At 38.9% G+C, this 25,941-nt stretch carries 35 protein-coding genes, 1 pseudogene and 1 other annotated feature; of the genes and pseudogenes, 4 read left to right on the top strand and 32 right to left on the bottom strand.

All coding sequences use genetic code 11. From position 1 onward, the window contains the following. Positions 1–19: 19 nt before the first annotated feature. The 6 genes from FOF60_RS11500 to FOF60_RS11475 form a co-directional block, all read right to left on the bottom strand. Positions 20–586, bottom strand: a complete 567-nt coding sequence (locus tag FOF60_RS11500) for a GNAT family N-acetyltransferase (RefSeq protein WP_192471213.1) — start codon at positions 584–586, stop codon at positions 20–22. Positions 587–651: 65 nt separating this feature from the next. Next, positions 652–898: a binding site (T-box leader), on the bottom strand. A 318-nt stretch (positions 899–1,216) separates the two neighbouring features. Then, complete coding sequence (locus tag FOF60_RS11495) at positions 1,217–2,011, bottom strand: DUF2935 domain-containing protein (RefSeq protein ID WP_192471214.1); 795 nt, start codon at positions 2,009–2,011, stop codon at positions 1,217–1,219. A 206-nt stretch (positions 2,012–2,217) separates the two neighbouring features. Beyond that, positions 2,218–2,433, bottom strand: a complete 216-nt coding sequence (locus tag FOF60_RS11490) for a helix-turn-helix domain-containing protein (RefSeq protein ID WP_192471215.1) — start codon at positions 2,431–2,433, stop codon at positions 2,218–2,220. A 10-nt stretch (positions 2,434–2,443) separates the two neighbouring features. Then, positions 2,444–2,935 (bottom strand): DUF2975 domain-containing protein, encoded by a 492-nt coding sequence (locus tag FOF60_RS11485; protein ID WP_192471216.1) that lies wholly within the window; start codon positions 2,933–2,935, stop codon positions 2,444–2,446. A 167-nt stretch (positions 2,936–3,102) separates the two neighbouring features. Then, positions 3,103–3,276, bottom strand: coding sequence for a DUF3934 family protein (locus FOF60_RS11480; RefSeq protein WP_192471217.1), 174 nt, complete (start codon positions 3,274–3,276; stop codon positions 3,103–3,105). A 174-nt stretch (positions 3,277–3,450) separates the two neighbouring features. Continuing rightward, positions 3,451–3,597 carry a hypothetical protein gene (locus FOF60_RS11475; RefSeq protein ID WP_158651528.1) on the bottom strand — a complete coding sequence of 49 codons (147 nt, stop codon included), beginning with the start codon at positions 3,595–3,597 and terminating at the stop codon, positions 3,451–3,453. A gap of 207 nt (positions 3,598–3,804) precedes the next feature. On the opposite strand from FOF60_RS11475, the gene FOF60_RS11470 reads away from it, so the two are divergent. Beyond that, positions 3,805–3,930, top strand: a complete 126-nt coding sequence (locus tag FOF60_RS11470; protein WP_023614463.1) for a hypothetical protein — start codon at positions 3,805–3,807, stop codon at positions 3,928–3,930. 45 nt (positions 3,931–3,975) lie between these two features. Here FOF60_RS11470 and FOF60_RS11465 read toward each other — a convergent pair whose 3' ends face one another. Next, positions 3,976–5,511, bottom strand: a complete 1,536-nt coding sequence (locus tag FOF60_RS11465; protein ID WP_225650021.1) for a DUF4145 domain-containing protein — start codon at positions 5,509–5,511, stop codon at positions 3,976–3,978. Between the two features lie 312 nt (positions 5,512–5,823). On the opposite strand from FOF60_RS11465, the gene FOF60_RS11460 reads away from it, so the two are divergent. Then, positions 5,824–6,003: a hypothetical protein gene (locus tag FOF60_RS11460; protein WP_192471218.1), complete on the top strand. Its 180-nt coding sequence runs from the start codon at positions 5,824–5,826 to the stop codon at positions 6,001–6,003. 128 nt (positions 6,004–6,131) lie between these two features. Here the strand turns inward: FOF60_RS11460 and FOF60_RS11455 are convergent, their stop codons facing one another. From FOF60_RS11455 to FOF60_RS11440, 4 genes are all read right to left on the bottom strand, one after another. Next, complete coding sequence (locus FOF60_RS11455; RefSeq protein ID WP_192471219.1) at positions 6,132–6,371, bottom strand: hypothetical protein; 240 nt, start codon at positions 6,369–6,371, stop codon at positions 6,132–6,134. A gap of 75 nt (positions 6,372–6,446) precedes the next feature. Next, positions 6,447–7,322, bottom strand: a complete 876-nt coding sequence (locus tag FOF60_RS11450; protein WP_192471220.1) for a proline iminopeptidase-family hydrolase — start codon at positions 7,320–7,322, stop codon at positions 6,447–6,449. 15 nt (positions 7,323–7,337) lie between these two features. Continuing rightward, positions 7,338–8,258, bottom strand: coding sequence for a DMT family transporter (locus FOF60_RS11445; RefSeq protein WP_192471221.1), 921 nt, complete (start codon positions 8,256–8,258; stop codon positions 7,338–7,340). A gap of 162 nt (positions 8,259–8,420) precedes the next feature. Then, entirely contained in the window at positions 8,421–9,248 is an 828-nt protein-coding gene (locus tag FOF60_RS11440; RefSeq protein ID WP_192471222.1) for a manganese catalase, read from the bottom strand. 283 nt (positions 9,249–9,531) lie between these two features. Between FOF60_RS11440 and FOF60_RS11435 the strand changes: the two genes are divergently transcribed. Continuing rightward, positions 9,532–9,672 carry a hypothetical protein gene (locus FOF60_RS11435; RefSeq protein ID WP_225650023.1) on the top strand — a complete coding sequence of 47 codons (141 nt, stop codon included), beginning with the start codon at positions 9,532–9,534 and terminating at the stop codon, positions 9,670–9,672. Then, positions 9,673–10,920 (top strand): M20/M25/M40 family metallo-hydrolase, encoded by a 1,248-nt coding sequence (locus FOF60_RS11430; protein ID WP_264647680.1) that lies wholly within the window; start codon positions 9,673–9,675, stop codon positions 10,918–10,920. Positions 10,921–11,022: 102 nt separating this feature from the next. Here FOF60_RS11430 and FOF60_RS11425 read toward each other — a convergent pair whose 3' ends face one another. The 21 genes and pseudogenes from FOF60_RS11425 to FOF60_RS11325 form a co-directional block, all read right to left on the bottom strand. Continuing rightward, a complete protein-coding gene (locus tag FOF60_RS11425) occupies positions 11,023–11,895 on the bottom strand; it encodes a phosphotransferase family protein (RefSeq protein ID WP_192471223.1) in 873 nt (290 codons plus the stop codon). Between the two features lie 56 nt (positions 11,896–11,951). After that, positions 11,952–12,965, bottom strand: coding sequence for a S66 family peptidase (locus FOF60_RS11420; protein ID WP_192471224.1), 1,014 nt, complete (start codon positions 12,963–12,965; stop codon positions 11,952–11,954). Between the two features lie 25 nt (positions 12,966–12,990). Then, positions 12,991–13,626 (bottom strand): zinc dependent phospholipase C family protein, encoded by a 636-nt coding sequence (locus FOF60_RS11415; RefSeq protein WP_192471225.1) that lies wholly within the window; start codon positions 13,624–13,626, stop codon positions 12,991–12,993. A gap of 419 nt (positions 13,627–14,045) precedes the next feature. Then, positions 14,046–14,390: a class I SAM-dependent methyltransferase gene (locus FOF60_RS24420; RefSeq protein ID WP_319801577.1), complete on the bottom strand. Its 345-nt coding sequence runs from the start codon at positions 14,388–14,390 to the stop codon at positions 14,046–14,048. Positions 14,391–14,459: 69 nt separating this feature from the next. Then, positions 14,460–15,224 (bottom strand): IS21-like element IS643 family helper ATPase IstB, encoded by a 765-nt coding sequence (gene istB, locus FOF60_RS11405; RefSeq protein ID WP_192473832.1) that lies wholly within the window; start codon positions 15,222–15,224, stop codon positions 14,460–14,462. Next, positions 15,224–16,769: pseudogene (istA, locus tag FOF60_RS11400) on the bottom strand (IS21 family transposase). The gene istB and the pseudogene istA overlap by 1 nt, the downstream one beginning before the upstream one ends. Positions 16,770–17,279: 510 nt before the next feature. Then, positions 17,280–17,456 (bottom strand): amino acid transporter, encoded by a 177-nt coding sequence (locus FOF60_RS11395; protein WP_192473643.1) that lies wholly within the window; start codon positions 17,454–17,456, stop codon positions 17,280–17,282. A 63-nt stretch (positions 17,457–17,519) separates the two neighbouring features. After that, positions 17,520–18,080 carry a GNAT family N-acetyltransferase gene (locus tag FOF60_RS11390; protein WP_192473644.1) on the bottom strand — a complete coding sequence of 187 codons (561 nt, stop codon included), beginning with the start codon at positions 18,078–18,080 and terminating at the stop codon, positions 17,520–17,522. Between the two features lie 120 nt (positions 18,081–18,200). After that, positions 18,201–18,368, bottom strand: a complete 168-nt coding sequence (locus FOF60_RS11385) for a hypothetical protein (protein WP_192473645.1) — start codon at positions 18,366–18,368, stop codon at positions 18,201–18,203. Between the two features lie 201 nt (positions 18,369–18,569). After that, on the bottom strand, positions 18,570–19,520 hold the full coding sequence (locus tag FOF60_RS11380; protein ID WP_192473646.1) for an alpha/beta fold hydrolase: 951 nt from the start codon (positions 19,518–19,520) through the stop codon (positions 18,570–18,572). A gap of 161 nt (positions 19,521–19,681) precedes the next feature. After that, on the bottom strand, positions 19,682–19,972 hold the full coding sequence (locus FOF60_RS11375; RefSeq protein ID WP_192473647.1) for an SdpI family protein: 291 nt from the start codon (positions 19,970–19,972) through the stop codon (positions 19,682–19,684). Between the two features lie 23 nt (positions 19,973–19,995). Next, positions 19,996–20,562: an NUDIX hydrolase gene (locus FOF60_RS11370; protein ID WP_192473648.1), complete on the bottom strand. Its 567-nt coding sequence runs from the start codon at positions 20,560–20,562 to the stop codon at positions 19,996–19,998. Between the two features lie 56 nt (positions 20,563–20,618). Then, positions 20,619–21,383 carry a class I SAM-dependent methyltransferase gene (locus FOF60_RS11365; RefSeq protein ID WP_225650494.1) on the bottom strand — a complete coding sequence of 255 codons (765 nt, stop codon included), beginning with the start codon at positions 21,381–21,383 and terminating at the stop codon, positions 20,619–20,621. Between the two features lie 41 nt (positions 21,384–21,424). Then, complete coding sequence (locus FOF60_RS11360; protein ID WP_192473649.1) at positions 21,425–21,958, bottom strand: hypothetical protein; 534 nt, start codon at positions 21,956–21,958, stop codon at positions 21,425–21,427. Between the two features lie 84 nt (positions 21,959–22,042). After that, positions 22,043–22,486, bottom strand: coding sequence for a hypothetical protein (locus FOF60_RS11355; protein WP_264647679.1), 444 nt, complete (start codon positions 22,484–22,486; stop codon positions 22,043–22,045). A 47-nt stretch (positions 22,487–22,533) separates the two neighbouring features. Next, on the bottom strand, positions 22,534–23,400 hold the full coding sequence (locus FOF60_RS11350) for an aminoglycoside phosphotransferase family protein (RefSeq protein WP_319801576.1): 867 nt from the start codon (positions 23,398–23,400) through the stop codon (positions 22,534–22,536). An 83-nt stretch (positions 23,401–23,483) separates the two neighbouring features. Then, positions 23,484–24,110, bottom strand: a complete 627-nt coding sequence (locus tag FOF60_RS11345; protein WP_192473650.1) for a histidine phosphatase family protein — start codon at positions 24,108–24,110, stop codon at positions 23,484–23,486. Positions 24,111–24,325: 215 nt separating this feature from the next. Then, positions 24,326–24,619, bottom strand: coding sequence for a hypothetical protein (locus tag FOF60_RS11340; protein ID WP_192473651.1), 294 nt, complete (start codon positions 24,617–24,619; stop codon positions 24,326–24,328). An 89-nt stretch (positions 24,620–24,708) separates the two neighbouring features. Beyond that, positions 24,709–24,906 carry a hypothetical protein gene (locus FOF60_RS11335; protein ID WP_413632894.1) on the bottom strand — a complete coding sequence of 66 codons (198 nt, stop codon included), beginning with the start codon at positions 24,904–24,906 and terminating at the stop codon, positions 24,709–24,711. Between the two features lie 145 nt (positions 24,907–25,051). Next, positions 25,052–25,237, bottom strand: coding sequence for a DUF4177 domain-containing protein (locus tag FOF60_RS11330; protein WP_192473653.1), 186 nt, complete (start codon positions 25,235–25,237; stop codon positions 25,052–25,054). A gap of 68 nt (positions 25,238–25,305) precedes the next feature. Next, positions 25,306–25,857, bottom strand: a complete 552-nt coding sequence (locus tag FOF60_RS11325; RefSeq protein ID WP_192473654.1) for a GNAT family N-acetyltransferase — start codon at positions 25,855–25,857, stop codon at positions 25,306–25,308. Positions 25,858–25,941: the final 84 nt, after the last annotated feature.

Genomic DNA, 25,941 nt, shown 5'->3' with positions numbered 1-25,941 from the left:
TGTTATCTATCGGCCTCTTTTATGAAATAATCGAATAAAAGCATGTGTCGGTCAGCCTGCTTCCATCCGCTGATAAATCATCATTCCGTAAAACACCTTCTAATTCAAATCCAAGTTTTTCAGGTATGGCACGACTTTTCAGATTAGTAGATTCACATCTTATCTCAATTCGCTTGAATTTAAGTTGATTCAGCCCAAAATCAGTTAACGCCTTTACCGCTTCTATCATATAGCCGTTTCCGCCGTGCATCGTATTGATCCAATACCCAATTTCACATTTAGGAATGGACCAGTCGATCCCTTGAAGGCTTACAGTCCCAATGAAATCATTCGTCTCTTTTCGAAAAATGAGATAACGAAAGCTTTCCCTCTTTAAAAAGTTAATATGGGCTTTCCTCAGGTTAATCTCGGTTTCCTCCACTTCAGTCAGCTTTTGGGCGAATGGCAGCCACGCTTTTAACTCATTGAATGAATCTCTTATTGCCTGGTTGACGATACTTCCATCACCCATTCGATTTGGAGCTCGAAGTAATAATCTTTCTGTTTCTATCGAGGATGGAATATCGATTAATATTGGATCTGTCATTTTCTTTCCCCTCACCGTTCTATGGATTTTTGCATTAAAAAAACTCTCACCCCCAAGAAATGAATCTTGAGGACGAGAGTTTGACTTCGCGGTACCACCTCAGTTTGTTGATTCGTCGCCAAACCAACCTCTTCAGGTACTTTTATACCCTATCTTTATATCGGAAGAACCCGTCTTACGATCCCTGATTATCATCAGATTGGCAAGAAGCTCCGAGACTTTTTTCATTAAGCCAGATATTACTCCCTTTCAGCAGCCAGGAGCTCTCTGTAAATATCCTAGATTAACTACTCTTCTCTTCAACGCTTTTATTATTTCGAATTTTAAAATATTTTAGCGCTTATATGAACTGATGTCAATATATTCCTTTGTCATAGGAAAACTCGTATTAATCGTACAATGTCTTTAAGTAATAAAGTTAAGGGTAACTGCTCGAATTAATTCACAAATAAACGGCAGGCTAAGACTTACCAGGTTTATCTAAACAAAAAGCTAAGCTTGTCAGCGTTCTTTTTCTTTCAGTCAAACCCATTAATTTTAAATACATTAGCTTAAACTTTTACAGAAATAGTTTGCCTTCTGGAGCTTCAAAAAAAAGCGGCTCTGTAAAGAATCGAAATACATATATTTTTATTGCTTTTGCTTTGTAAGGTGAGTATCAAATAAATCTATAATTTCCAAGAATCTCTCAGCCTCTCTAAATGTATGGTCTGCTAGAAGTGGATGAATATTGCTTTTTATTCGGCAAGCCTCGATTAATTCTCTGGCTGTTTTCTTAAAATCCCTTAGTGAGACTACTGATACTCTATTTTGATCTAAGAATTGATCTAGAATTGGCCCTGTTTCGGATTGTGGACGCATGGAGTCTAAATCAACCGCCTGGAAGACTAACTGATCAAAATCATGGCTAAACTCATTTGCTTGTTCAACTAGTTTTCTTTCAGAAGGATCTAAGAGGTGTCCGATGAATTTTGCATGATCGGCCATAATTTTTAAAAAGAAAAGATTTTCTTGAATGATCTTATCAGGTTCGGGGGCTAGTTTTCCTTCGTTAAGTTCTTTTAATCTGTTGGCAAAATAAGCAGCCTCTCTGCTAACATGGTCAACCAATAAAGGAAAATTATTTGTCCGGATTTCACAGCGTAAAGTTAACCCTAACACCTTTCTCTTGTAACTCCAAATGGCAACAGCTGCTTGATAAACCTCATTGTTAAAAACTTGAATTTGGCGTATATCCGTGTTAATAGAAAACCTTGCCAGCTTTTCCTCGATTCGTTCAAAGAGAGTAATAAATTGTTGAGCTTCAGCTATCAATTGCTGTTGTTCATAAGTAAATCCGAGGCTTAAAAACAAAGCATGTTCCTTCATGATTCTGGACCAAAACTGTATTTCGTCCAACGACCTAGCGACTATTGGATTCGCCAATTTCCCCACCCCTTATACAGATTTCACCTCCATCATATGTATGTGTACATGTCCATATTCTTGCTATTCGAACTAACTATTTTCACAAATAAACTAGACAAATCAAAAAAAATGCGGTCATCCTTCCTTCCCTGGATGATCGCATACCTATAGTTATAAAGGGTTTTTATTACCTCAATTTACACTTTACGATACTGCCACTCTTATTAATACTCTTCATCCTCTTTATACTCTAAAATATCCCCGGGCTGGCATTCTAACGCTTTGCAAATGGCATCCAGTGTGGAAAGCCTAATTGCTTTTGCTTTTCCATTTTTCAATATAGAAAGGTTTGCCATCGTGATTCCGACCCGGTCTGAAAGTTCTGTTACGCTCATTTTTCTTTTCGCCAACATCACATCAATATTGATTATAATTGCCATTGTTTTCACCTCAGACTATTAAGTCGTTTTCTTCTTTATAATCGATGGCTTCTTTTAAGAGACGCTGCAAGACTGCCGCGAAAACAGCAACCACCAATGGAGCAAATATCATTCCCATTCCAATAAGGATCAGGCCAGGCGCATCATCTACCTCAGCTAAAACATAGACGAATGGAAGGCCAACCACGTATAAGCCGCTGATAATGACCGCACTATTTTTGATTTTCTTTAGTGCTATTACAGATAAGTCAGAGAAAGCCTGGTTTTTATCGATATACGTCAAAAGGTTAAAGGATTGATACAATGCGAAGTAAAATGGAACGGCCGAAACATACATAACCATCAAGATAGCGTAAACCGTAAAAGCAAGGTCCGAACCTCTTTCCGCTGCTTCATTCGCTTCAGACGCAATCTGCGGCAGCAAAAACAGACACAAAGCCAAAACCGGGAGGCCAATTAAAATAACTGCTACCTTCAAAAAAAGTGTTGACCCTTTTTTCATAACAAGCACCTCATTCATTTATTGTCAATTTGAATTTACCATGTTATTTATCGTTTCACAATAAAGTTTTATCAAATATTAAAATTTATTTATTGATTTAACATGGTGAACTCACAAAAAAGCGTCAATCCCATTAATGGATCAACGCATAATGTGTACTACAGTCATTATTTTTCAGAACTATCATCATTATTACCTGCCTTGGAAGCATTCCCATGTTTCACACCTTTGCTCTTATAAGGCTTGGCACTCTTCGCTTTTTTTGCACTAGCCTGCCAGCGATTCCAGCCTTTCTTGCCAGTTCCTCTGCCTGTTCCGCTCTTACCTTTAGCTTTACTCAAAAGATCATCTCCATATTCTCGGACGTTCATTGATTAGTTTTAACCATTTTTCTCTGGGAAAAACCAAACTTAATGAAGTATAAGCATACAACAGTCAGCCATGAATTTCTACAAAATAAAAGCAGTCTAATTCATTTAGAATCGGACTGCTGCTGATTGTGTGATAGCGTATTTTTAATGCACCCTTATGATTTCATAGATATCTTCATCATGATGAACTCTAGTATGCTTTGATTCGATTCTTTCAAATTCCTCATTTCCGACCTTTGGTAAATCTCCAATCCACCAGCTTTTGAATTCATAGATAAGGTCAGCTAACATTGCGATTCCTCCCGGAAATGAATAATGTTTTATTTACACTCTTATTATACTTGTGAATAGTTTCACATGTAAAGCGCTTTCATTATATCCGGAATAGCAAAATAATATAGAATTATGAGAAATTTATCCAACAGTTTTAGGCAATGATTCAGAATAAACATCCCTGCATTGAACAAAATACTTATGTTCAAAAGGAGGTGTTTTAGCATGCCTAATCAAAATGACAACAAGTTCAGGAAAATCCAATCTGAGAGCTTCAAGCAAGGCAAATCTCAAGAGGAGTATGCGGCTGAACTGGAAATGAACAAGCTGAAAGCCCAGAAAAGGAAGTAAAGTGGACACAAAATGCCGTGGAATCACCACGGCATTCTGTCATTTCTATTCACCCTTCAACAATGGAATATCCACCTCTACACCCAATGTAGTCAAAAGCTTCCCCAATGTCTCAAGCCCAGACTTCGGATTGATCTTTGTCTCTAAATAATAGACTTCACCAGAGGTTTGGGATTGGTAGGTATGAAGCTGCGTAAATGGCCTTTGATCTGGATGAATCGGCTGAAGCGCAATCGCATAACGCTTGCCATTATCAGTAGAGCCAAGAATGATTCCTTTTTTAACAAGTTCATGAAGGGGCAGGCGATTATCTTCGATCCACTTCAACGCCTGCTTCCAAATTGACGGAACACTAGTACCTTCAATAACTGCTGGAACACCATTCAGCTTTACTTTTACATATAATGACTCCCATTTCTTGAAGCTTTTTCGCTCTGTAGAAATGTCGTCAGCAACCTGGACAGCTTTGTCCGTTACCTTTGCCTTCAGCTGTTCGAACAGCTTCTCAACGGTCCCTACTCCGACATTGTCATACTTTGCTAAAATCACAAGCTCCATTGGCAGCTGGCCAACATTAAAAATCTGGTCTTCATTCAACTGCCGTACTAAACTTGGAATTCCTGCGAATTGCTCCGCAGTTAGCGGAACCTTTTTCAATTCTTCCGTCACAACAATATGACTCGCCTTGTAAAAGAAGAACAGCTCCCCCTGTCGCTTCAATGTCAGGTGTCGGCGAACTTTTTCTTCTTCAATGAAGGTTCCAAGCTCCTCGAAAAACTGCTCATCATTCTTTTCATTATATCGCTTCACATTTTTATGCAAACCTTCGAGATTGCCAGGCAGCTCACTCATGATCCGTGCTTCCTGTTCGGCACCGAGGCGGATAAGAAAGGTTTCCGATTTATCAAACCGCTGCGGCAAAAGAAAAGCATCACGCAAAAAATAAGGGATATCAAGCGACCTCCCTTTATAAGTAATCGTCCTGATCGGCGTAAATCCGGGTGTCTCCTGGACCTCAACAGAAGGTGGAGCAACAGCCACTGCAACTTCTTCCTTTGCCTGTGTTTCTGCTTGTTGCATAGGAGGATTTTTTAACAGATCCTCTAATCCCTTCAACCTGATCTCAAGCTCGGTCATGTCGAACGCCTTTTCTGCCTGCGGAGATGGGTCCTGATATTCAGGCACGACCACATCCACAGGACCATACACTTCAACATACCATTTCACAATGCTATACAAAGCTTCCCATGATAAAAGCGCCTCAGAAAAGCGGAACATCCGCGCATCGTGAGCCGCCTGGTTGCCCATTCTCCGCACCAAATGCAGGGCATCCCGAATCTCAGGAATCAAGTAACCCTGGTCATTGAGCAAATCCAGCTGCTCCTTCAAACCAGTCCGCTGATCGACACTAATTCCTTCTTCCTTCGTCACCTGCTGCAAAATATTTTCAATAAACACCCGCGAATGAGTCAGCATCGTTCTCGGGCTTGAAAAAATACTATTTTCTAATTCCTTGGCCAGCAAAGCCAATTCCTTTGAAATCGGCTCTAAAAATTGATAAAAATATGTATTTGCACTCATGAATTGGTCCCCCGATTGTAGTCTACATATGATTTTAACATAATAATAGACACATTCTAGCGTAAACCGGAAATTGGAAAGCAATCAATTGTGTGGCGGGTGATTTTATTCGCAAACACATGCAACTTAATCGCAAAAAAAAGCTTTTTCTTCGCAAAAAAAAGGAACTTATTCGCAAACTGGAGATCACGAGCGATTATTACCATTTTTCATTCTAGTTACAAACGCTCCCTCACTCTAAAAAAAAGACATAAAATATACTCTCCGCGCGAAACTATATAAAACAACGATTCATTTCCCAGGAGGATTACTATGAGAAAAGTCATTTGCATCAATAATGAAGGTTTAGAAATGGAATTCAACGTGGGTGACCAATATGATGTCGATCGAGAGTTAGATACGACCTATATTGTTATAAATAAACTGGGCAAAAAACATACAGTATTCAAAACTCATTTTGAACTTGTTGAGGAAGCTGATTCGGCGATTTAGTCTGCCCGCAAGTATGCCAATACCCCATCTATAGCGCAGTTTACCCGGGACTTTCCCTCCGCCATCCAATCCACTCCCATCATCCCTAAACAAACAAAAAATCTCTCGACATCTCGAGAGATTTTTCATTATGCATATTGGATTCCAGCAGCCTTGACCTTATTAATATCCCCGGAACTGCAAGGTGTAACGCCGTATGTCATGCCGCAGCTAGGGCAGTTTGTAATGATGGTTTCCATTGTGAACATTTCACCGCATTCGCAAGCGATCTGGTGTGCCACACGCGGCTTTATCTTTTCCTTACCTTTGCTTTTCACATGGTCAACAATTGCTTTGCCATCTTCTAATCGAGAACATCCACAGCTCATGATAAAAAACTCCTTTATGACTTAATTAACACTATTAACATAGCATAAAGGTTTCTCAAGGGAGTATAGCAAAAGTCACACCTGGCGATCCACTTTCTTTAGAAAATCACCCATCACCTGCAGATACTCTTCAGGCTCTTCCATATATGGCATATGGGCACTCTTTTCAAAAACATGGAACTCTGCTCCTGGCGTCAACTTGGCGTAATACCCGGTCGATTCTGGAGTCGCCTCATCAAAATGACCGCAGGTATAGAGTGTTGAACACTCGATTTCCCCCAATTGAGGTGTGCAATCAAACGTCTTGAGGTTTCCCTTCACCGTAAATTCAGAAGGTCCCCACATCGTCTCATAGACAACAGGGTTCTTCATGCCAGCCCCAGCTTTCAGCCACTCCAAATCTGGCTCACCGCGGAAAACAAATTCCTTGTTAAACTCCTTGATCGCGGCTTTAAACTCTTCAGAGTCCGTCTCGCCGCTTTCTTCACAGCGTAAAATGGTTTCTTGCACATCAGCTGGCAGCTTAGCGATATTCCGCTTTTGGTCCTCTTCCCACATTGGCGCACTCAAGCATGGACCTGAAAAAATCACGCTTTTCACACCGGTTGGCTTTGTCAGCACATAAGCCGCCGCCAATGTCGTACCCCAGGAGTGTCCAAGAATATGTACTTCGTCAAGCTCCAGTGCCTCCCTAACCTGGCCAAGCTCATCTACGAAACGGTCAATCTTCCATAATGAAAGATCATCAGGCCGGTCTGACTTCCCGCAGCCAAGCTGGTCATACATAACCACAGGCCGATCCTTTCCAAGTTTCTTCAACCCTTTTAGCGAATAAGTCGAGGATCCTGGCCCGCCATGTAAAATGACCACAGGTGTCCCTTCCGCGTCCTTATTATAAATCTCATACCAGACTCTTCCGCCGGTAACATTCACAAATCCTTCTTCGTACATCTTGTTTTCCCCTTTCTATGCTTCCTCAGCCAATTGTACTGGTTTCTTTTTCAAAAAAGAAGTGATGAAAACTCCGACAAAAACTAGGCACCCTCCCATGATCTGCGGCACGGAAATCACTTCTCCCAGAACAAAGAAGGCGAAAATGGTCCCAAACACTGGAATCAGATTCAATGAGATTGAGGCCTTGGATGGCCCAATCAATGCCACCCCACGATTCCATAATAAAAAAGAACATATCGATGGAAAAATCCCTATGTAAAATAACGCAGTCCACTCAGGAAGACCAACCGCACCAACTGGAACCATTGACAGTTCGATTGCCACCGCCGGAATCATCAACATAAAGCTAATTGCCAGGGAAAAACCGAATATCGTCAGAGAAGGAAGCTTTCCTGAGATCTTTTTAATTTTAATGGAATACAACGCCCACAAGATGACCGCGAGCACCATAATCAGATCCCCAATATTAAACTGCAGGGCAAGCATTCTTTCAATCGAACCATTTGTGATGACAACTAGGACACCAAGCATAGAAATCACCAGCGAAATCCAATACTTCAGCTCCATTTTTTCACTAATCAAAAGCGCCGACAGCAGGAAAATAAACAATGGACTCGTGCTGTTCAGCAAGGACGCGTTGATGGCCGTCGTATAATTTACTGCCCAATAGATGAGCAAATTGAAGCCCATCACTCCGGTCACCGCCAGAAACAAAAGCAGCTTGAAGTGCTCGCGGAAGGCAGCCATTTCGTGTTTGAACAGCCTGATGATCACCGGGGACATGATGAGCACGCCAATCCCCAGACGAGTGAACGAAATCGTCACCGGCGGAAGTGAATCAGAAAGGAACTTCCCGGCGACCGCATTGCCGCCCCAAAACAATGCCGCTACTGCCAACAGAAAATACGGTGCATTGGCAAGTCTCTGGACCACTTCTTCTCCCTCCCTTCCTTTGAAATCAAACCTTATTCCATAATTAATTCTGCAAATCCATGGAATTACCTTCTTATTTTATAAGGCTGCCTTATTCCTATTATTATATTTACATATGAAAAGAAAGGGCATCCAATAACTGGATACCCTGTTTTCAATGCTCTATTTTTTTGGTGGTGTATTATGCATGTGTGGCGGTGCTGGTTTTAATTCGAGCGGGCCGCCGACAATCTTTGGATGGTCGACATATTCAAATTCTTTTCCATCTGGTCCTAAACCGGAAGCCCAGCGCCCTTCCTTGCTTGCTTCTCCTTCAGAGTAGTTGAACAATTGATGGGCAAATCCTTCAGCTTCCCATTTCTCATCGGCTGTTGTAGGAACAATCAGGCCACCCTCTTCAATCTCCAGTTCCTGTAGCGCCGCTATCCACTGGTTTTGATGCTGAGTATCCCGCGCAATCAGATAAGATAGCATCTCTTTTACACCAGGGTCATCAGTCATTTCGTAAAGGCGGACTGCCTGCAAACGGCCCTGTGATTCCGCATTGAGATTGGCACGAAAATCGGCCATTAAGTTACCGCTTGCAATAATGTAATCTGCTGACCAGCGATTTCCAACACTGTCTGAAGGCATCGCACCTAAACCAGAAACAATTGCATGCTGCGGGTTCATTCCACCTAAAACGGCTTCAATGACTGGATCCTTCGCTGCCTCTTCCTGGTCTTTTACCGGCGCGTTATCCAACAATCTTGCCACCATTGTTGCAAGCAGTTCCACGTGTCCAATTTCCTCTGTTCCTGTATCCATAATTAAATCCTTATACTTTTCATGTCGTCCCCTTGTATTCCAGCCCTGGAAAAGGTATTGCATAAAAATCGTCATTTCTCCATATTGGCCACCAATCAATTCCTGTAGTTTCTTTGCAAAAAGCGGATCTGGTCTTTCTGGTTTTGCTTCAAACACTAACTGTTTTCTGTGTAGAAATGCCATTATGAAACCACCTTTCAAAGTTTTTGGAACAATAGACTCTTTCCACTGTTGATTGAGAGATAAACAAAAAAGATAGAGTTGTGTATTGTTTCATTCGTGTCTAGCAGAAACTCGTATTTTAATTAAGTATGCTGATCACCCTTCATATAGTTCTTTGGTTAGATTGAAAAATTTAGAAAATTAGTAATTTTTTAACTTGTCGGCTCTCCTGCTCCAAAACTACGATATGGTGTAAGAATCTAGTTTTGCTAGATTCTAGTAACTGCTAATAGGAGGGAATAACATGGTATTACGGAAGCAAGGTGTAAAAGTTGCGGCTTCAATTTTGGCATTAACAATGGCGTTTGGCTCAGCCAGTTATGCAACAAGTGAACCTGTCAACGGCAAGTCAGGCTACTCGCATGACCAGAAAGTCGTAGCATGAGTGGATGCTGAGCGGGCTATTGAGCATGTCAGGTACCTATCGGAGGAAATCGGTCCTCGTCCTGGCGGTCTGCAGGCTGAAAAAGAGTCCGCTGAGTACATTGCCAATGTCTTGAAAAGCTATGGTTACGAGGTAGAGTTTCAATACTTCCCTGTAGCAGACCAGTACATAGCGGATGTCGCCTTTGCAGACGGTACGTCATGGCAGATGGCTGCTGCTCCAAAAGGAAAAGTTAGCAAAGAAGCTGTCATTGGAGAGGTTCTATTTGTGGAAGGCGGGACGAATCAAGCTGACTTTCCGGCAGATACGGCCGGAAAGATTGTAGTCATGCCTAGAGCATCTAGCTTAGCGGGTTACCGTGCACAAGTTGACAATGCAGTACAAGCAGGCGCTGCTGGGGTAATTTTGCAAAGTTTGGTTGGAAGCCGTGGAAACTACGGACAGACTTTTAACCCTAACCTAAGTACTTCGGTCGATATCCCGGTTTTTGGAGCGGCATACATTCAGGGGGAATGGCTAAAAAAACAGCTGGCAGAAGGTCCGGTGGAAATCAGCCTGTCATCTGAGCAGTTCTCCGATCTGGAATCTGTAAATGTCATCGCCACAAAGGCTCCTAAAGAGAAAAACAAAAATACGAAAGAAGTGATTTTGGGCGCGCATCATGACAGCGTCGTCGGTGCTCCTGGTGCAAATGACAACGCATCAGGTGTAGGCTTAATGCTAGAACTTGCCCGCGTTTATAAGGGATACAATACAGATAAAGAACTAAAGTTCATTGCCTTCGGTTCTGAGGAACGCGGACTGCTCGGCGCAAGATACTATGTCGACCAATTGACCCAGGAACAGCGTGACAATATCGAAGCAGTCTTCGTACCTGACATGGTTGCCACAAACTATGGACCAGCAAAGAATCTGTATGCCATGACACCGAATGGTTCCAACAACATTGTCACAGATTCAACTGTCGCAGCCGGAGCACGACTTGGAAACTCTGATATCCTGCCAGGCAAATTTGGGTCAAGTGACCATGTCCCGTTCCATAATGCCGGCATTCCAGCTGCATTGTTCATCTGGATGGGAATTGACAGCTGGGACCCGCTTGTCTACCATATCGAGAAAGTCTACCATACACCACAGGATACAATCGAAGACAACATCTCATCTGAAAAGATGAAATCCGCACTCGACATCATCGGTGCCGGTTTATTCGATGTAGTCAGGAAAGATGTCCCAGGGTTGAATAATTAATACTTTTAAAAAGAGAAATGCCGCGATGGCCGCGGCATTTCTTTACTTATTTCATCTTTCGAAAATATGAAAGCCATACTTTGCTGTCGTCAATACAAGGTTTTATCTATAATTCTTGATACCGGCTTCAAAAGCCAGTAGATCATCATTTTCTATACCATGCAGTGCCTCTTGCAGCGCGAAGGTACTTCTGTAAAACTGAACGCGTTTAGCTATTTCATAACCGTTCGGATATTGATCAATACACCTATTAAAAAACTCTTCGCCATAACTGGAAAGTATTCCTGCAAAGTCATACGCCGGGTCTCCAACACCAGAGCCGCCAAAATCGATGATCCCAGAAATTTCACTTGTTTCTTGTTTCCACAAGATGTTGGATGCACCAAAATCCCCATGGATCAGTGAAAGATCTAAATTTGATTGTGACTCCCCTGTTAGAAAATTCTTGAAGGATTCTGTTACTTCCTCCTGGGATTCTTTTCTCATAAAAGGAAATAGTCTTTTTTCAATTTTTTCATAAAGATCAATCATTTCCTTCCGCGGATGAATAAGCTCCAACTGTAACTCACGGCTTGCTGTTTCTCCAGAAATAGAATGAAGAGCTGTAAGAAAAGAAGCTAGTTGTGACGCCAGCCCTCTTACCTGATTATCATTCTTGATTTCTAATAAACTCTTCCTCCACAAGGGTTTGCCTTCAATTAATTGATAACCAGTAAAAACCTTTCCCGGTTCTAATTCGGCAAAAGACTTATAAACAGGGACTGGGGTCTGAAGAGAAACTTTATCTTCTATGTATTTTAAAATATCGGTTTCCCTTCTTAATTGCAGTATCCCTTGATTATATTTAGGAAATCTGAAGACCAGAGATTCGTTAACAACAATCAAGTCATTATTCTGGCCAATCTCATTAACATAATATTCCTTAATGATCAGGTCAGGATAAACACGGTTAATATTTTCTATAAATTTATTCATTAATAAAGCTCCTAAAAAGGTATTGATTTAAGGTCACCTTTGAGTAGAATGGATTTTTACCTAAACCATTGCAAAACTTTCCCTTTTCCATTATCAACCTCTACTTGAGCATATGCCCCATTAATTAAGGTTATTTGCGGAGGAAGATGGCCACAATCAATATCATAGATTATTGGGATTTTTAGTTCGTCGTTAAGCTCCCTATAAACATCTTCAACTGTATAACCGCTCACAATCTCTTGCGCTGAACTTCTACCGAACATGATACCCGAGCATTGATCAAACCAGCCAGCCAATTTCATTTGAACAAGGGTGCGACGTAACTCAGTAGGACCTAACTCGCAATTCTCAAAGTACCATATGATTGAATCATCCTGGATATGAAGTTTTCTAAAGTCAGATACATTCCCAAATGGCGTGCCCACTAAATGCCCAATAATATCAATGCATCCGCCCAGCAAACGCCCCTCTATTTTTACTTGATTATATGATATTGATTTCCAGGAAGTTTTTTCTGTTAGATTAAAGACATACGGAGTAGGCTTATCAAATTGCCATTCTTTTTGATATGTATCTGAAGAATGCTGCAGGATGGATTCACCCTTTTTCGTCGATAATACGCGCTGCCACATTGCTGTTGTATCATCTGAAAACTCTCCTCTTAAATCTACTAGGTTTGTTCCATGGGCAGTAGCTGTACCTGTTTTCAAAGTGATAGCCAACAGTAATAGACTTATATCTGAATAGCCTAGTACCCACTTAGGCTGTATATTGTCAAAATCAATATATTCGAGAACCTCAATAAGCAGTTCTCCGCCCCACGGTGGGATTATTAAATCTATAGATTCATTAACCATCATTTCATTAAACTCTTTAGCTCTTATCTTGGCAGGTGCTGACCTAACTTTATCTTGTGTCCAGGCAGTGCTGCCGCTAATGACATGATAACCATTCGATTCCATACGACTAATTGCCGTTTTCAGCAGGTCGTGCAATTCTATTTGAACTCCAGATGACGGTGCAGTAACCCCTATAGTAGCTTCTTCTTTCAAAGACGGATATTTTATCATCTGCTCCTCCAAGGTTTCAGTATATTTATAAAAAAATCTTTTTGTTTGTTAGAATCTGTTCAATATTCAGCTTCCCCTGATCAACGGATGTCTCAATATAGCCCACCATCTGATTAAAGGTAAAAACATTAAGCGCTTCATCAAGGATTTCCTCATCGTATTCCATATCTCCTAACACATATGGAACAAATTCTTCAACCTCTTTGGTAGTGACCTCATCCAAATCGATGATTGCAGGAATATGACTAAATGAATCCCTCAATTCATCTGTTAAGCCATAGTGTTCTAATAACTTTCCATTTAGCAAACGGAAATCATTATGATATAACTTATATAGGTCTTCATCGGCATCCATTCTGTTCTTCAACCAAGAAAGATAAAATCCTCTTAACCAAATATCATCAGCAATTAAATGAGCAAAGTATCCCAGTATATATGGATGTTCTATATGCGAACCATATCTATGTAAAAATCCTTTATAATCAACACATCTTGAATAATCTTTTACATCCCCTATAAAGAAGTGTGATAAGTTCTTCTCATCATTTGAAAAAACAGCATCAGGAGCAATGCTTCCAAGTAAAAACGATGCCTTGTCTTCAATTGATAATGACTGTGCAATTTTTTCTCCAATAATCGAATGCATGATTCTTGAACCCAATAATACTCTCCCCTTTAATTCCTTATCATCTATTTTATTTCAAGAATTGCGTTGGAAATTCCTTTGTTTTACTGCTTCTTTTTAGCTGCTGAAAAGTTGTGTATAGCACTTAGATCATTTCAAATAGGCTTTTATAATGAGAAATTGAGGGCTGTTCATAAGCGCTTCATATTTATCCGGTGCTTGGGCCTTGAAGTTCATTGTAGGCTTTGGTTCAATGACTTTTTCAATTGAAAAATAGTTCAAAGTTTCGTTCAAAATTTTATGTAGAGGTCTTCGATAAAAGGGCACATCAAATGATTTACCTTCTTTGGTCCATGTATCAATAATCATTTCAGTAGAGAAATAGTGAGCATCCTGGATTAATTTCATATCTGCAATTGGATGATGAATGGAAAACAAAAATATTCCATTGGGCTTTAAGATCCTTGAAATTCCCTAAAAGTAAGACTCCAATCCTTTATATAATGAAGAGTTAAAGAACTAATAATGTAATCAAATGTATGATCTCCAAAGGGCAAGTTTGCTTCCAAATCCAAACAATGAACAGTGGATTTATCTCCAACACGCCTCATTGTTGAACGAACCATCTCAGGGTTAACATCAGCAGCAACCACATTGGCTCCTCTGTTGACTAATTGCTGAGTATACCAGCCAGCGGCACAACCAGCATCAAGAATAACCTTATTACTTAGATTTTTTGGTAATTGTTTTAACATTGAAGGTCTTTCATATTCGCTATTATATAAGCTTTCTGTGTCCACTGATTTCTCATAAACACCGGCAAGGTGTAGACGTCAAGTTTAATTTTACACTTTATGCTCGTTTCCTTTTTACACTTCTGCTGAAAAAATGCTTTTTCGGTTTTTCATCCGATGACTTTCCTCATCCTCGCCACCATGTACGACTTCAACACGATGAAGCAAACGGTCCAAAATAGCTGTCGTAATGCCTTGATCTCCAATTAAATTACCCCATTCATCTGGACTTTTATTTGAGGTAAGGATGATCGAACTTCGTTCGTATAAATGATTAATTAAATGAAAGAATAAGTTTGCTTCTCTCTGATCCATCGCCATGTACATCAAATCATCGATAATCATAAGATCGGCATTTCTAATCCGTTTGAGTTGGACTTTAGATTTATTCAAGTATTCTTCTGTCTTTAATAGCTGTACAAGCTCACCCATTGTAGCGAAGTAAACATTGAATCCTCTGTAAACGGCTTCGAGTCCTAGTCCGATTGCGATGTACGTTTTTCCAATGCCAGGTGGCCCTAGTAGAATTAAGTTGTATTGTTGTTCCAGCCAGCTTAACTCTCTGAGTTGTTTTAGCTGTCGTGCTGTCAGAACGTTTTGACCTTCCAGTTCAAACTCATCTAATGACTTCACGAAAGGGAAGCGTGCCCATTTCATTCTTTTATCAAGGCTTTTTGCTTCACGTTTTGCTAATTCATAACGCGTAAGAGATTCTAAGAATTCTAAGTAAGTCCAAGATGCTTTCTCAGCTTCGCGAAGAAGCTGTGGCAGCTCCTCCGCAGTCTCAGATAAGCGTAACTGACGAAATTGATCTTGTAATTCATGCACCGTCTTGTTCATTATGCTCGACCTCCTAAAATGCTTGTATACGCATTTAAAGAACGGATAGAGGCCTTGATATGAGAGTGTTTTGCTGAATTAGGATAAAAGGATTGTACCTCTTTAATCGGTTCATCACTCAATGTATCAAGGTGATGAGCGATATCGCGAAAATCATTCGCATTGTATAATTTCTCTGTCATGCACTTAGTCATCACAATATCAATTAATGCTGGGTACTGTTGAATCACCTTGTGGATGATCGCAAACTGGTCTCGACGATACCTTGGGTATCTTTGGCTGATTTCATCAAAATAAACAGCTGCCTGTGTCTGATCTTCAAAGTTAGAGATTAGACGTTGCTTAAGCTCTTCAATCCCTTTTGAACGATCACGGGTATGATGGCGGTTTTGAATGAGTTTTCCTTTTTCTGAGCTAATAATGTGTTCGGCAATGATTTCACCATTTACTTCTTTTCGGATTACAAGCATACGATGTTCGTCGCCTGTCACTTCAATCCATACAAGATTTTCAGTCCTTGTTTGATAAGTCCCGAGTGGGACGGAATAACGGTTTGACTTATAACGGATAGTGTTGTCCTTGCTTACACTTCTTGTTATACTTTGGTTATTGGTACTTTCATATGAAAGTAACGAAGAGACTGGCTGTAAGTGTTGCTTTTCGAGGAGAAACACTTCTGCTGGTCTTTTTTTTTGTTGTCTGGTGAACCTGATGGTTCCCCGTACGTTGAAGCCACTGTAGTGCTCGATTATTCCAATCTTCTATGTCGCTAAACACTCGACTGTCTGCGAAATTGCCTTTTATGTATTTAACTACATTTTCAATCATGCCCTTAGATTCAGGATCAGCTCTTCTACACAAGTGAACTTTAAACTTACGCTCATTCACATAGCTTTGAAATTCTGATGTTAAAAGCAGATGGCCTGCATTTTCACTCACTGTGATTAAGTGGTCCTGATCATAAACGATTTCTTCTGTTCGTCCTCCGTAAAATTGGAATGCATTTTCATGACACCTGATCGCATCTCTTGTAGTAAATGGACGTACCTGCCATTCCATATATTTATGTCTGGAGTGAGCGAGTACAAAGGCAATAAAGTACAGTTTGATTTCTTTGTTGTTTATCGTCTTCTGTTTTGTTTCACCCCAGTCTACCTGAAGCTGTTTGCCCATTGGTTGTTCAGGAACTGCTTCGTATTGACGAACGATGACCTTTTTCTCAATCTGATAGACTTCACGAATATTTTTCACATAAGTTCTCACAGTACTTCCACCGACCAATAGGTCGGGATATCTCTCCAAAAGCCAATCATGAATTTGAGCACTACTCAGGTGAGGATACTCTTCTAGCCAGGCAAGTATCCAGTCTTTATAATGATCCAATTTTTTCTTCTTCCCCAAAGGTTGTTCCGTATACGCTTTTGCTTCATCAAATGACATTTCTAAATACTTATAGACAGTTGGTCTTGAGATCTTAAGCTCCTTAGCAATTTGTGCTACTTTAAATTTTCTTTTACGTAGTTCATGAATCTTTACATATAACACTAACTTCTCCTCCAAAAACCCTAACCTCCAGTAAAATAACATCACTATCTATTTTACTAAAGTAGTAGGTTGATTGAGCAAAAGTGTAAAATCTAATCAAGCAAAAACTGTCAACTTTATTCTAGCGTTAACACAAGGCTATCGAAGGTATCCTTTATTTGTTCCTTCATACTTTCACCTCTTTTTAAGGACTAATTTCTCTTTCTCAACATGAAATAGATTAATATGCCGCTTAAAATAAAAACAACTGTCCCAACAAAAACCTTTACAAATGAGACACCGATTTGAACAGTATCAGCACTTGCCTGTTTTATCTCATTGACTGTCCATCAGCTTTTAATTGAAGATTCATATATTGCAAAGTACAGCCATATCAAAAAACAGATACCAACAAATAAAATGACACCGATTTTTCCATTCATTAAATACCCCCTTTGTCTTCACTTGCTCAACTTCCGCTTTCGCTTAATAAAAAGCCGGCTTTAGGCCAGCCGGTTAAGGGATCGATTATTATGTCAAAAGTTTAGCTATAATGATAAAGAGTATAGATAGTGAAAAGAAGTCGACCATGAAAAATCCAAAATATCTTAATGGTTTCGGTAAACCTTTTATATCTACATTGGCTGGGTATCCTTCGATATTACTAAGGTGCTCCATTGCATCATTGATGGGTTTTTTGTCTGACATGTCAGCCCTCCTTAATTTTATGATTCAATAAAAGGTCTCCCCTATAAAATATCAAGTTAATAATTAAATTGAGTTTGTCTCAAAATCTTGCTTAATGATTGAATACATGAATAAATCATCAAATTTCCCACAAGTAAATTCGTAATTTCTCAAAAGACCTTCTTTAATAAAGCCATTGTTTTCAACAAGCTTTTGCGAAGAAATATTAGGGGGTTCAATCAATGCTTGGATCCGATACAGGTTCAATTGTTCAAATCCGTATTGTATGACAGCGGCCAACGCCTCTCCAGCAATCCCTTGTCCCCAATAGTCCGTACTTAATTCAAACCCAATATCGGAACGGTAGTGCTGTGGAACTTTGTTTAAGAAACCACAACTGCCAATCACCTTTCCGTTCTCTTTTAAGGTAATTCCCCATCTAATTCCAGAATCCTCATCATGGGTTGATTGATACCACTCAATCTCCTCCAATGCCTCATCAATTGTTTTAAAGGGTTCCAAACCATAATATTTCATCACATTTTCATCTGAAAGATACTTAAAAATATCTTCTGCATCATCTTGTGTTATTTGTCTTAAAATCAATCTTTCAGTTTGAATAACCGGGAAATTTTCTTTTATCATAATCACCACCAAACATTAGATCTGCCGATTTTTACATAAATGTAAAAGTATCGGTGGATGACTCAATCCTTTCTCTAAAACGTTTTACCTTGGGATAATTCATCACTGAAACTCTTTACCTTAATTATTTGTATCATCTTCCGCTGAAGGGTTGTTATAATAGTAATTCTTTATGTTATTGCCACAGTTATTGCCAAAACCATTTTTCGCTGGAGAGATCAAGAATCCTAAGACCATACCCATAGAAAATGCCAATGCAGTATACGTAAAAATTCCACTTTTTTTCATCCTTACCTCCTCCTTTTTAAAGGGATATGCCGTAACAAATCTTAGTATAAAAAAATTGAACAAGTAATTATAAGTTTTAAAGTAAATAATCTCTGGAACGTCTTCATCTAAATTTTCAATAATTCCACTTTGTATGATCATTTGCTTTAAGACTTCTTGCATAGTGAGAATCGATATATTCATTGAAGATGTATCCAATCCTTATGATGATTTGTTAATTCCCACGTTATTAGAATGGTTGATTATTCTTATTAATTTTAAAATACTGTCTATAACAATCTTTGGGTTTTCAAGATGAACGGAGTGCCCAGTATCTGCTTCAATCTGCTCAGTATTGTTGGTTAAATCGGTTAACAGCAGCTGATTTTTCTTCCAACTTTCAGGTTGTTTTTTTGCACTGATCACAATAACAGGTAAATCCTGCCGTAGTGGTCGAGAAGTTAATAGTTGTGAAGCGGATGTAATGGAATCCACATATTCTTGGTATGCTGATTTATATGCTCCTGGCGTATATCCGATATAATTAAGTGAATCATCATATTCCTTTGCAAGGAATTTTCGGCCTATCTTCTGTTTTAACATTCTTGGTATACCGACTAATGAGGTAATATATCCAAATGTCACAAGCGTCTTAAATTTCTTTATACGTTTAATATTTTCCTGAGAAAACACATACTGATTCTCGTGTGCAGCATCTTCTAATATAAGCCCCCCAACCTCATCTGGGTACATACTTGCGAAGAGTCTCATAGAAAGTGCGCCAAATGAATGGCCCACGAGTATATAAGGTGGTTTTATTTTGAGATGACTAAGGATTTCCCTAATTTCCTCGACACTATCTAAAGAGGTCATAGTTTTCCTCTTCGTCCTGCTCCATCCGTAACTCCCTCGATCGTATGAAATCACACGTGCGACCTTAGAAATTTCTGGTTGTATATAACACCAATCAATAGAGGTTGAACTAAACCCTGCTTCAAGTATGACAGTGACAGGTCCATCCCCGCTCACAATTGCGTGCACCTCTGATAAACTCGTTTTAAAGATCTGACCAGGCGGGCTAACTTTGTTTTTTTTATTCATAGATAAGTTCCAGAGCGTAAAAGGCAAGCCAATAATGCCTAGTGTATTTCTAGCTATCGCAGGTAAACTCATTATTTCCTCCATTAAATACCATATTTTTCTCTAGAGATTATAATTCGATAACGATTAAAATGATTCCTTCCTTTTTCAATCTGGTATTAAAAATGCCGCCTGTTTTTAGCGACAACTTAGTAAAACATCTTTTATAGCTCGAACATAAATTTTTAACGTCATCACTTTGAAATTTTAGTTTCAACTAAAATAAAAATAAGTAATATTGAAACGCCAAGCGTTATTAGATTTATCATTGTACTTTTAAAAATAAATGAAATTAAAAGTATAACTATTCCGAAAATAATCATTAAACTGCTGCTATATTTATTTGCTATATCCCAATTTTCTTTATTTCTCATTGAACTCACAGTTCTGTATCCATAAATGCGGTTAATCTTTTTAGGCGGAAATAAAGAAAGTATGATCCCAGCTATTATGATAACAGCTCCAAATAATAACCCTTCATTCAATAGCACTCCCCCCATAATTAGCATCATAAAATTCTATGTTGTTCAAAGTTTTCAGCAATAAAATCCTTTGCCATATAATAGGCATATGCGGTAAAGAGCTGGGTATTAAGTAAGTTTTCTTTTAACGCCTTTCCAAACTCATTGAAATCATACAAATGCACATTAACATCTTCATTGGCATCTAAATCTTGGTCCGATTCTTTATAAGCATCAACTATAAGATAAGTAATGACCTTATTCGTTTGAGTGGCTGGGTTGACCATAAATTCACCTAACTTTATTGGTCTGATTCTTGAAGTAAATCCTGTTTCTTCCCTTAATTCTCTTAGTATTCCATCTTCGTTTGTTTCGTTTTCTTCCATTTTACCTGCAGGAATTTCCAAATACAGTTCACTGCCGGCGTGGCGATATTGTTCAACAAGTACAACCTTATTTTCTTTGGTGATGACGATGGCGTTAACCCAATCAGAGTATTCATTCACATAGTATTCATTTAGAACAGATCCATTTGGAAGCTGACATTTATCCTTTCTCAAATTTCCAAAAGGCGATTTATAAAGGTACTCCGATTTTAATTTTTTCCACTTCATACATTTCTCCATTTGACATTTATTTCGATATTTTAAGAGAAGCTAAACAAGCCAATTTATTTCCTCGCAGCAATAGTGAATTCCCATGGAATATTTTCACCATTCCAACCGCGATGTTCTTCGAATTTTTGCAGTTTGAATCCTGCTGCAATGGAAGCATTAATAATTTCACTGATCGTGTAGTGTCTGACACGAACTTCAGGAAAGTTTTCTTGCTCTTGCTCAGCATAAAAATGTTTAAAGGCTACATCTCCGCTATGTATCTCTTCATTAAAATAGTTATCTTCAACTTGGTACTGACCGTCTGTTTTCTTCGTAATACATTTTCTAAAAGGATGGAAATCGCTTAAAACCAACAAACCATCAACTTTTAGCATCGAAAAAAGCAAGGACATTAAGCGGTTAAGATCGTGGAAGTAATGTAAGATGCCGCCTTCGAGGTAAAGGATATCAAAGAAGCCGCCATATTTGATTTGATCGATATCATATAGGTCTGTGACAATATACTCGATTGATGTCTTTGCGTGGGCTGCCAGTTCTAACGCATACTGTTTATTCTCCTCTGATATATCAAATACTGTAACTTCCGCACCCAATAAAGCTAAAGGCACTGCTTTTCTGCCGTTTGAACCACAAAGATTGGCAATCTTTTTTCCATCAATGTTATCAAAATACGACTTGTGTTTCTTTAGCTGTTCTAGAGGATTTTCAATGAGCCGCACAGCAAAATCCTCTGGTTTTCCATATTGCCTGCTCCAAAATTCATACGCCCGATGTTCCCAGGCTCTTTTGTTCTGTTCTCCTGCTTCGCTGATGCTCATTTTTTATCACCTAAAAATAAGAAATTTATTTTGATAGAATCCTAGATTCCTTGGGAAGGCCGATTGCTAAACCATTCTTGTATTTTATGAAAGAGTTTGGGTTCAGAATCAGCAGTAATTTTCATAGGCTTGAATCCACCAAGCTCTAACACTTCTATGTTTTCTTCTCCCTCAATCTGTACGACGCAATAATCTTCAAATGGTGTGGCTAGGATTTTCACATTTTGACCAGGGTACACTTCATGAATAGCATCAAGGTATAGTGGTGACAGTTGCCAATCTTTTTGGACTTGTGGCTCCTCAATCTCTTTTCTGTCGTTTGACATTGCATGATCACTCGAACTGTTTTGAGAAAGTCGAAGATAAATTTTCTGCAGCAAGGCAATGACTTCTGAGAAACCTATGAAAAGCATACCTGTTACAAAGCTGGAAAACAGGACAGTTAAAGTCATTCCCCCATTATAACCGCCATCTGATTCTACGGGTCCCTCAATCGCTGCAAGGATGAAGCCGCCGATCATTACAGCGAACCCTATGATGCGGAGCACTTTGGCAACTGGATTTTGTTTTTCCACTTTTTCTCCTCCATTTGTTATGCCATAATTTTAAAGGAATATTTTCCCTATTATTCATTTTAACAGAATTAAGCCACATGTCAGTTATTTTCCTTTTATTCTTTTAAACAGTATGTTCAAGAAGCTGATTCCAGCTGCCAGCATGCCCAGAGTGTAAAAATTAATAAAAATTGTATTTGTATACTGATTCAACCAGGGAAAACGATATATTTTTGAAGAGGGCTCCTTAGGGGATCCACCTAAATCGTTTATTAGATTAGCTGCAAACTTATACTCTAAAATTAAAAAGATGATAAAAAGAGCAAATGCTCCCAAACTGATCATTATAGATGAGCTGGATTTTAATCTAAGATTTCTTAAACCATTCCATAAACTTTTTGCAAAAAAAATAGAGATAATTAATGCTGGCCCGACAAATAAGAGCCCTAAATTGCCATTACCAGATATCACATGGGGTTTAAAAGTAAATAAATCCACTAGGTAAACAAAGATAACACATAGGACGAACCACCATACCATCGACCTCATAAGAATCTCCTTAACTTCCCTTGTAGTGTGTCTTTACACCAATGACTTTACTGTAAAAAACCTTTTAATCTCACCAAATTTTCTTCCAGGAACAGAGCGTTTTTCTCAATTCCGCGGCGCTTGCACCAGCCAATGCTATTAAAGGCATCTGTGAATTGATAAAAAGGCAGGACAATGTCTAGGTCAATTAATGGGCGGATGGTGTTATAGCCGTCTTTATATGATTTATACAAAGCAGAGTCAAACCGTAAAAAATCACGATAAAGTTTTGTAAAGTCCATTTCTGTAGAACCAAACCGGACACTCTCAAAATCAATCATTCCGGACACTTTATCACCATCAACGATGATATTGGCAGGTCTAAAATCCATATGTACAAAACTTGGTCCATCCGGAGATGGCAGCTGATGCTTCATATTCTCAAATTTTTCAATCGCTTGTCCGTATAATTTTGGATCCAAGACATCCTTTACGTCCTCAGCAAAGCTGTAAAATTGCTTTTCTACAAAATCAGACCAGTTCGGAAATTCATTTTGGATTCCATTCAATACCTTATCAGCAGGCGGTTTAATACTATGCATCTCAGCTTGGAGGACTCCCACTTGAAACGCTGCTGATGGCGATGACTCCAATGTTAATGGGCCCCCTTCCAGTTGAGATAATAAAAAAGCCCCAGGGCACTCTTCATCACCTGGCCAATAATCCAATAGTTCAGGAACGGACACTCTACCTTTTAATATTTCATATGCTTCCAACTCGCGCTGGAACTTCAGTTTAGTATAAGGAATTTTCAAAAAAGCAGTGTAACCTTTTGTTAAAGTACATTTATAGACTGTTGAACTATGAGAATCTTCAACCTCATTCATCGATTGTGTCTGCAAACCAAATTTCTTAATGACACGATTTAACATCATACATCCCTCCTGTTTTATTACCTTTTTATACTTCACCGATTACCGAAGAAAAAGCCACCTTGAAGGCAGCTGGAAATTGGATCTTATTGATTTAAAAAGACAGGAGATTTATGTGAAATATCTCCTTCCAAAACGATTTTAAATTCATCCTCGTTCATTTCAACAATTGTAAGGCTAGTGTCATGTATAAAAGGCGGATCCCATAATTTTTCAATAGGTGATTGATTGAAGATAGAAAATAAAGTTTTAATCATGACCGAATGCGTAACGATCAGGATGTTTCCTGTTAAGTGATCGTTCTTAATTCGTCCAAGGGTCTTTAACGCTCTTTCTCTAACGTCAATAAATGTTTCTCCGCCAACTGGAACAAAAAGTTCTGGTGCATTCCAAAAATGATCGATTTCTATCGGGTTAGTTTCCCTAATTGAATCCATCGTTTGACCTTCCCATGTTCCCAAGTTCATTTCCCTGAGATGGTCATCGAAAATAACAGGTATTTCTCGATTGCCTTTAACTAGTTCAGTGGTAGTTTTCGCTCTCCCGCTTGGACTCGAATATATTGCTTCAAATTCAATGTCCTTTAACCTCTCGCCTAAAGACTCTGCATTTTTCTTGCCGTTTTCAGTCAGGTTCGAATCCTGCCATCCTTGCATTCTTTTTTCAGTGTTCCAAGTAGTTTCTCCGTGCCTTGTAATGTAAAGTTTTATCATCAAAAGTTCTCCTAACATGTACTCTCTAGATTAATTCTATTATTTCCGCAAAAATCCTCTGTACTTTTAAAAAAGAACTAACAGGATTCGCAACCTTTTATTTCCATACCACTTATAATAGACTTATGGTGCTATTTCAAGAAAATACTCTCTGATCTCTTCCGGTAACTCTTCAACTGCCAGTACTTTTAACCTTACAGTTCCAGGTGTAGTCATCACCAAATAGTCTTTTCATCGTATTCAAAAAGTGTAAATTGGCTTATACGATCTGCAGAAGTATCAAGCCTGTTAATGAATTCAAAGTCTTCTTCCTTAAAATTGCCCTCGTAGCCCTCCAGCATTACCTTTTGAGCTTCTTCAAAATCATCTGCAAACGAAATGGCTTGATATAATTCAAGAGAATCTTTAGGTGTAAAGAAAAGTATGTAGTAAGCTGCCAGACCAAGAACTAAAATCATTAATATTAATTCCCGCCGCTCTTTCAATAGTTTTTTCTGCATTTGCCCCATATCAATAACTCCCTAGAATCATTTAAACTTACCATATGGAATAGTGTGTACACCTTTTCTGGTTACACGAACCACAGATCCAGCAAGATTCATTTTTTAAGCTCTACAATTGCACCAATCAGCCCTATAAATCCGCCAATTGCCAGCAACGTTGGAACAAATGGCGAGTTGATATTCCCAACAAATAATGTATACACTCCCCAAATAAACAAGGTGAAGCTGCTTATTAATGCGATCACCGGTCTTACCTTCTTGCTGCGAGAAGATTCTTTCGATTCATTAACCATATTCAAACCTCAACTCCTTTGGTTTCTGGTTTTCCGACATGATAGGATGAATCCTTCTAAACTATCAGAATGGCATAGGTCAATCCCGTATGCTTTTCATGTATTTGAGTAGTCGTTAGCATTCCAAACAGATCTGATTTCAAGACTAATCCTGAACCGGTCTTTCAAAGATGATCTCATAAGAAGTAGGTTTTCCGTGGCCATTGTATTCTAAAGGCAAAACTTGTACCAACCTCCAGCCCTCAGCTGCATACTCACTTACGGTTTCCCGATGTGTTGGCGAAGAGAAAAATCCTCCGAGTGAAGTTTCTACAAATTGATATTCGTACATTCATTACACCTCCAAGTCCAGTATGTTTACTTACGATTCATTGCTAAAAACGTTTCAAGGTTTTTATGCTAAATAACCGCTTTGTTGTAAAATTCATTTTTAAGAATGCTCATTCTTAACCGATCTACAAATTCACCGTTTCTTAATCTGTCTTCTCTCAGAATTCCTTTTTCTATGTATCCTATTTTTTTGTAAGATTTAATGGCTTTCTCATTATCTATCTCCACTCTAAGCCATATCTTATTTAACTCCAATTCTTTAAATCCCCATAATAGCATTTCGTTCATTGCTGATAAGCCATACCCTTTACCCCAGTAACTTTTATCGCCTATCGCAATACCTAACTCTGCATGCTTGTTTAACCTATCAATGTTCTTTAAATCAATCCAGCCGATGTGTTTACCCTGTTGGGTCATGATAGCTTTTTGTTCATATCCATTTGTCTTAGCCATACACATTTTTATCCACGTCTCTGTCTCTTCCATGCTGAAGGGAGGATATTTCTCTGGCATATTCAAATGTTTCGTTACTTCTTTATCCAGACACCAGTTATACCGATCCTCAGCATCCTGTAAAGTTAACTCCCTTAAAGTTACCTTTGGCAATAACGTTGTTACCATTCCACTTCCCCCTATACAAGTAACCATTAAATAACACTCTGTCACTCTATTATAAATGTTTTCTGGAATTTTATTGTTAAAAAT

The organism is Mesobacillus jeotgali, from assembly GCF_014856545.2.
Classification (GTDB): Bacteria; Bacillota; Bacilli; order Bacillales; family Cytobacillaceae; genus Mesobacillus.
The sequence above is the reverse complement of the archived record's forward strand: the minus strand, read 5'-3'. Positions and strand labels throughout refer to the sequence as shown.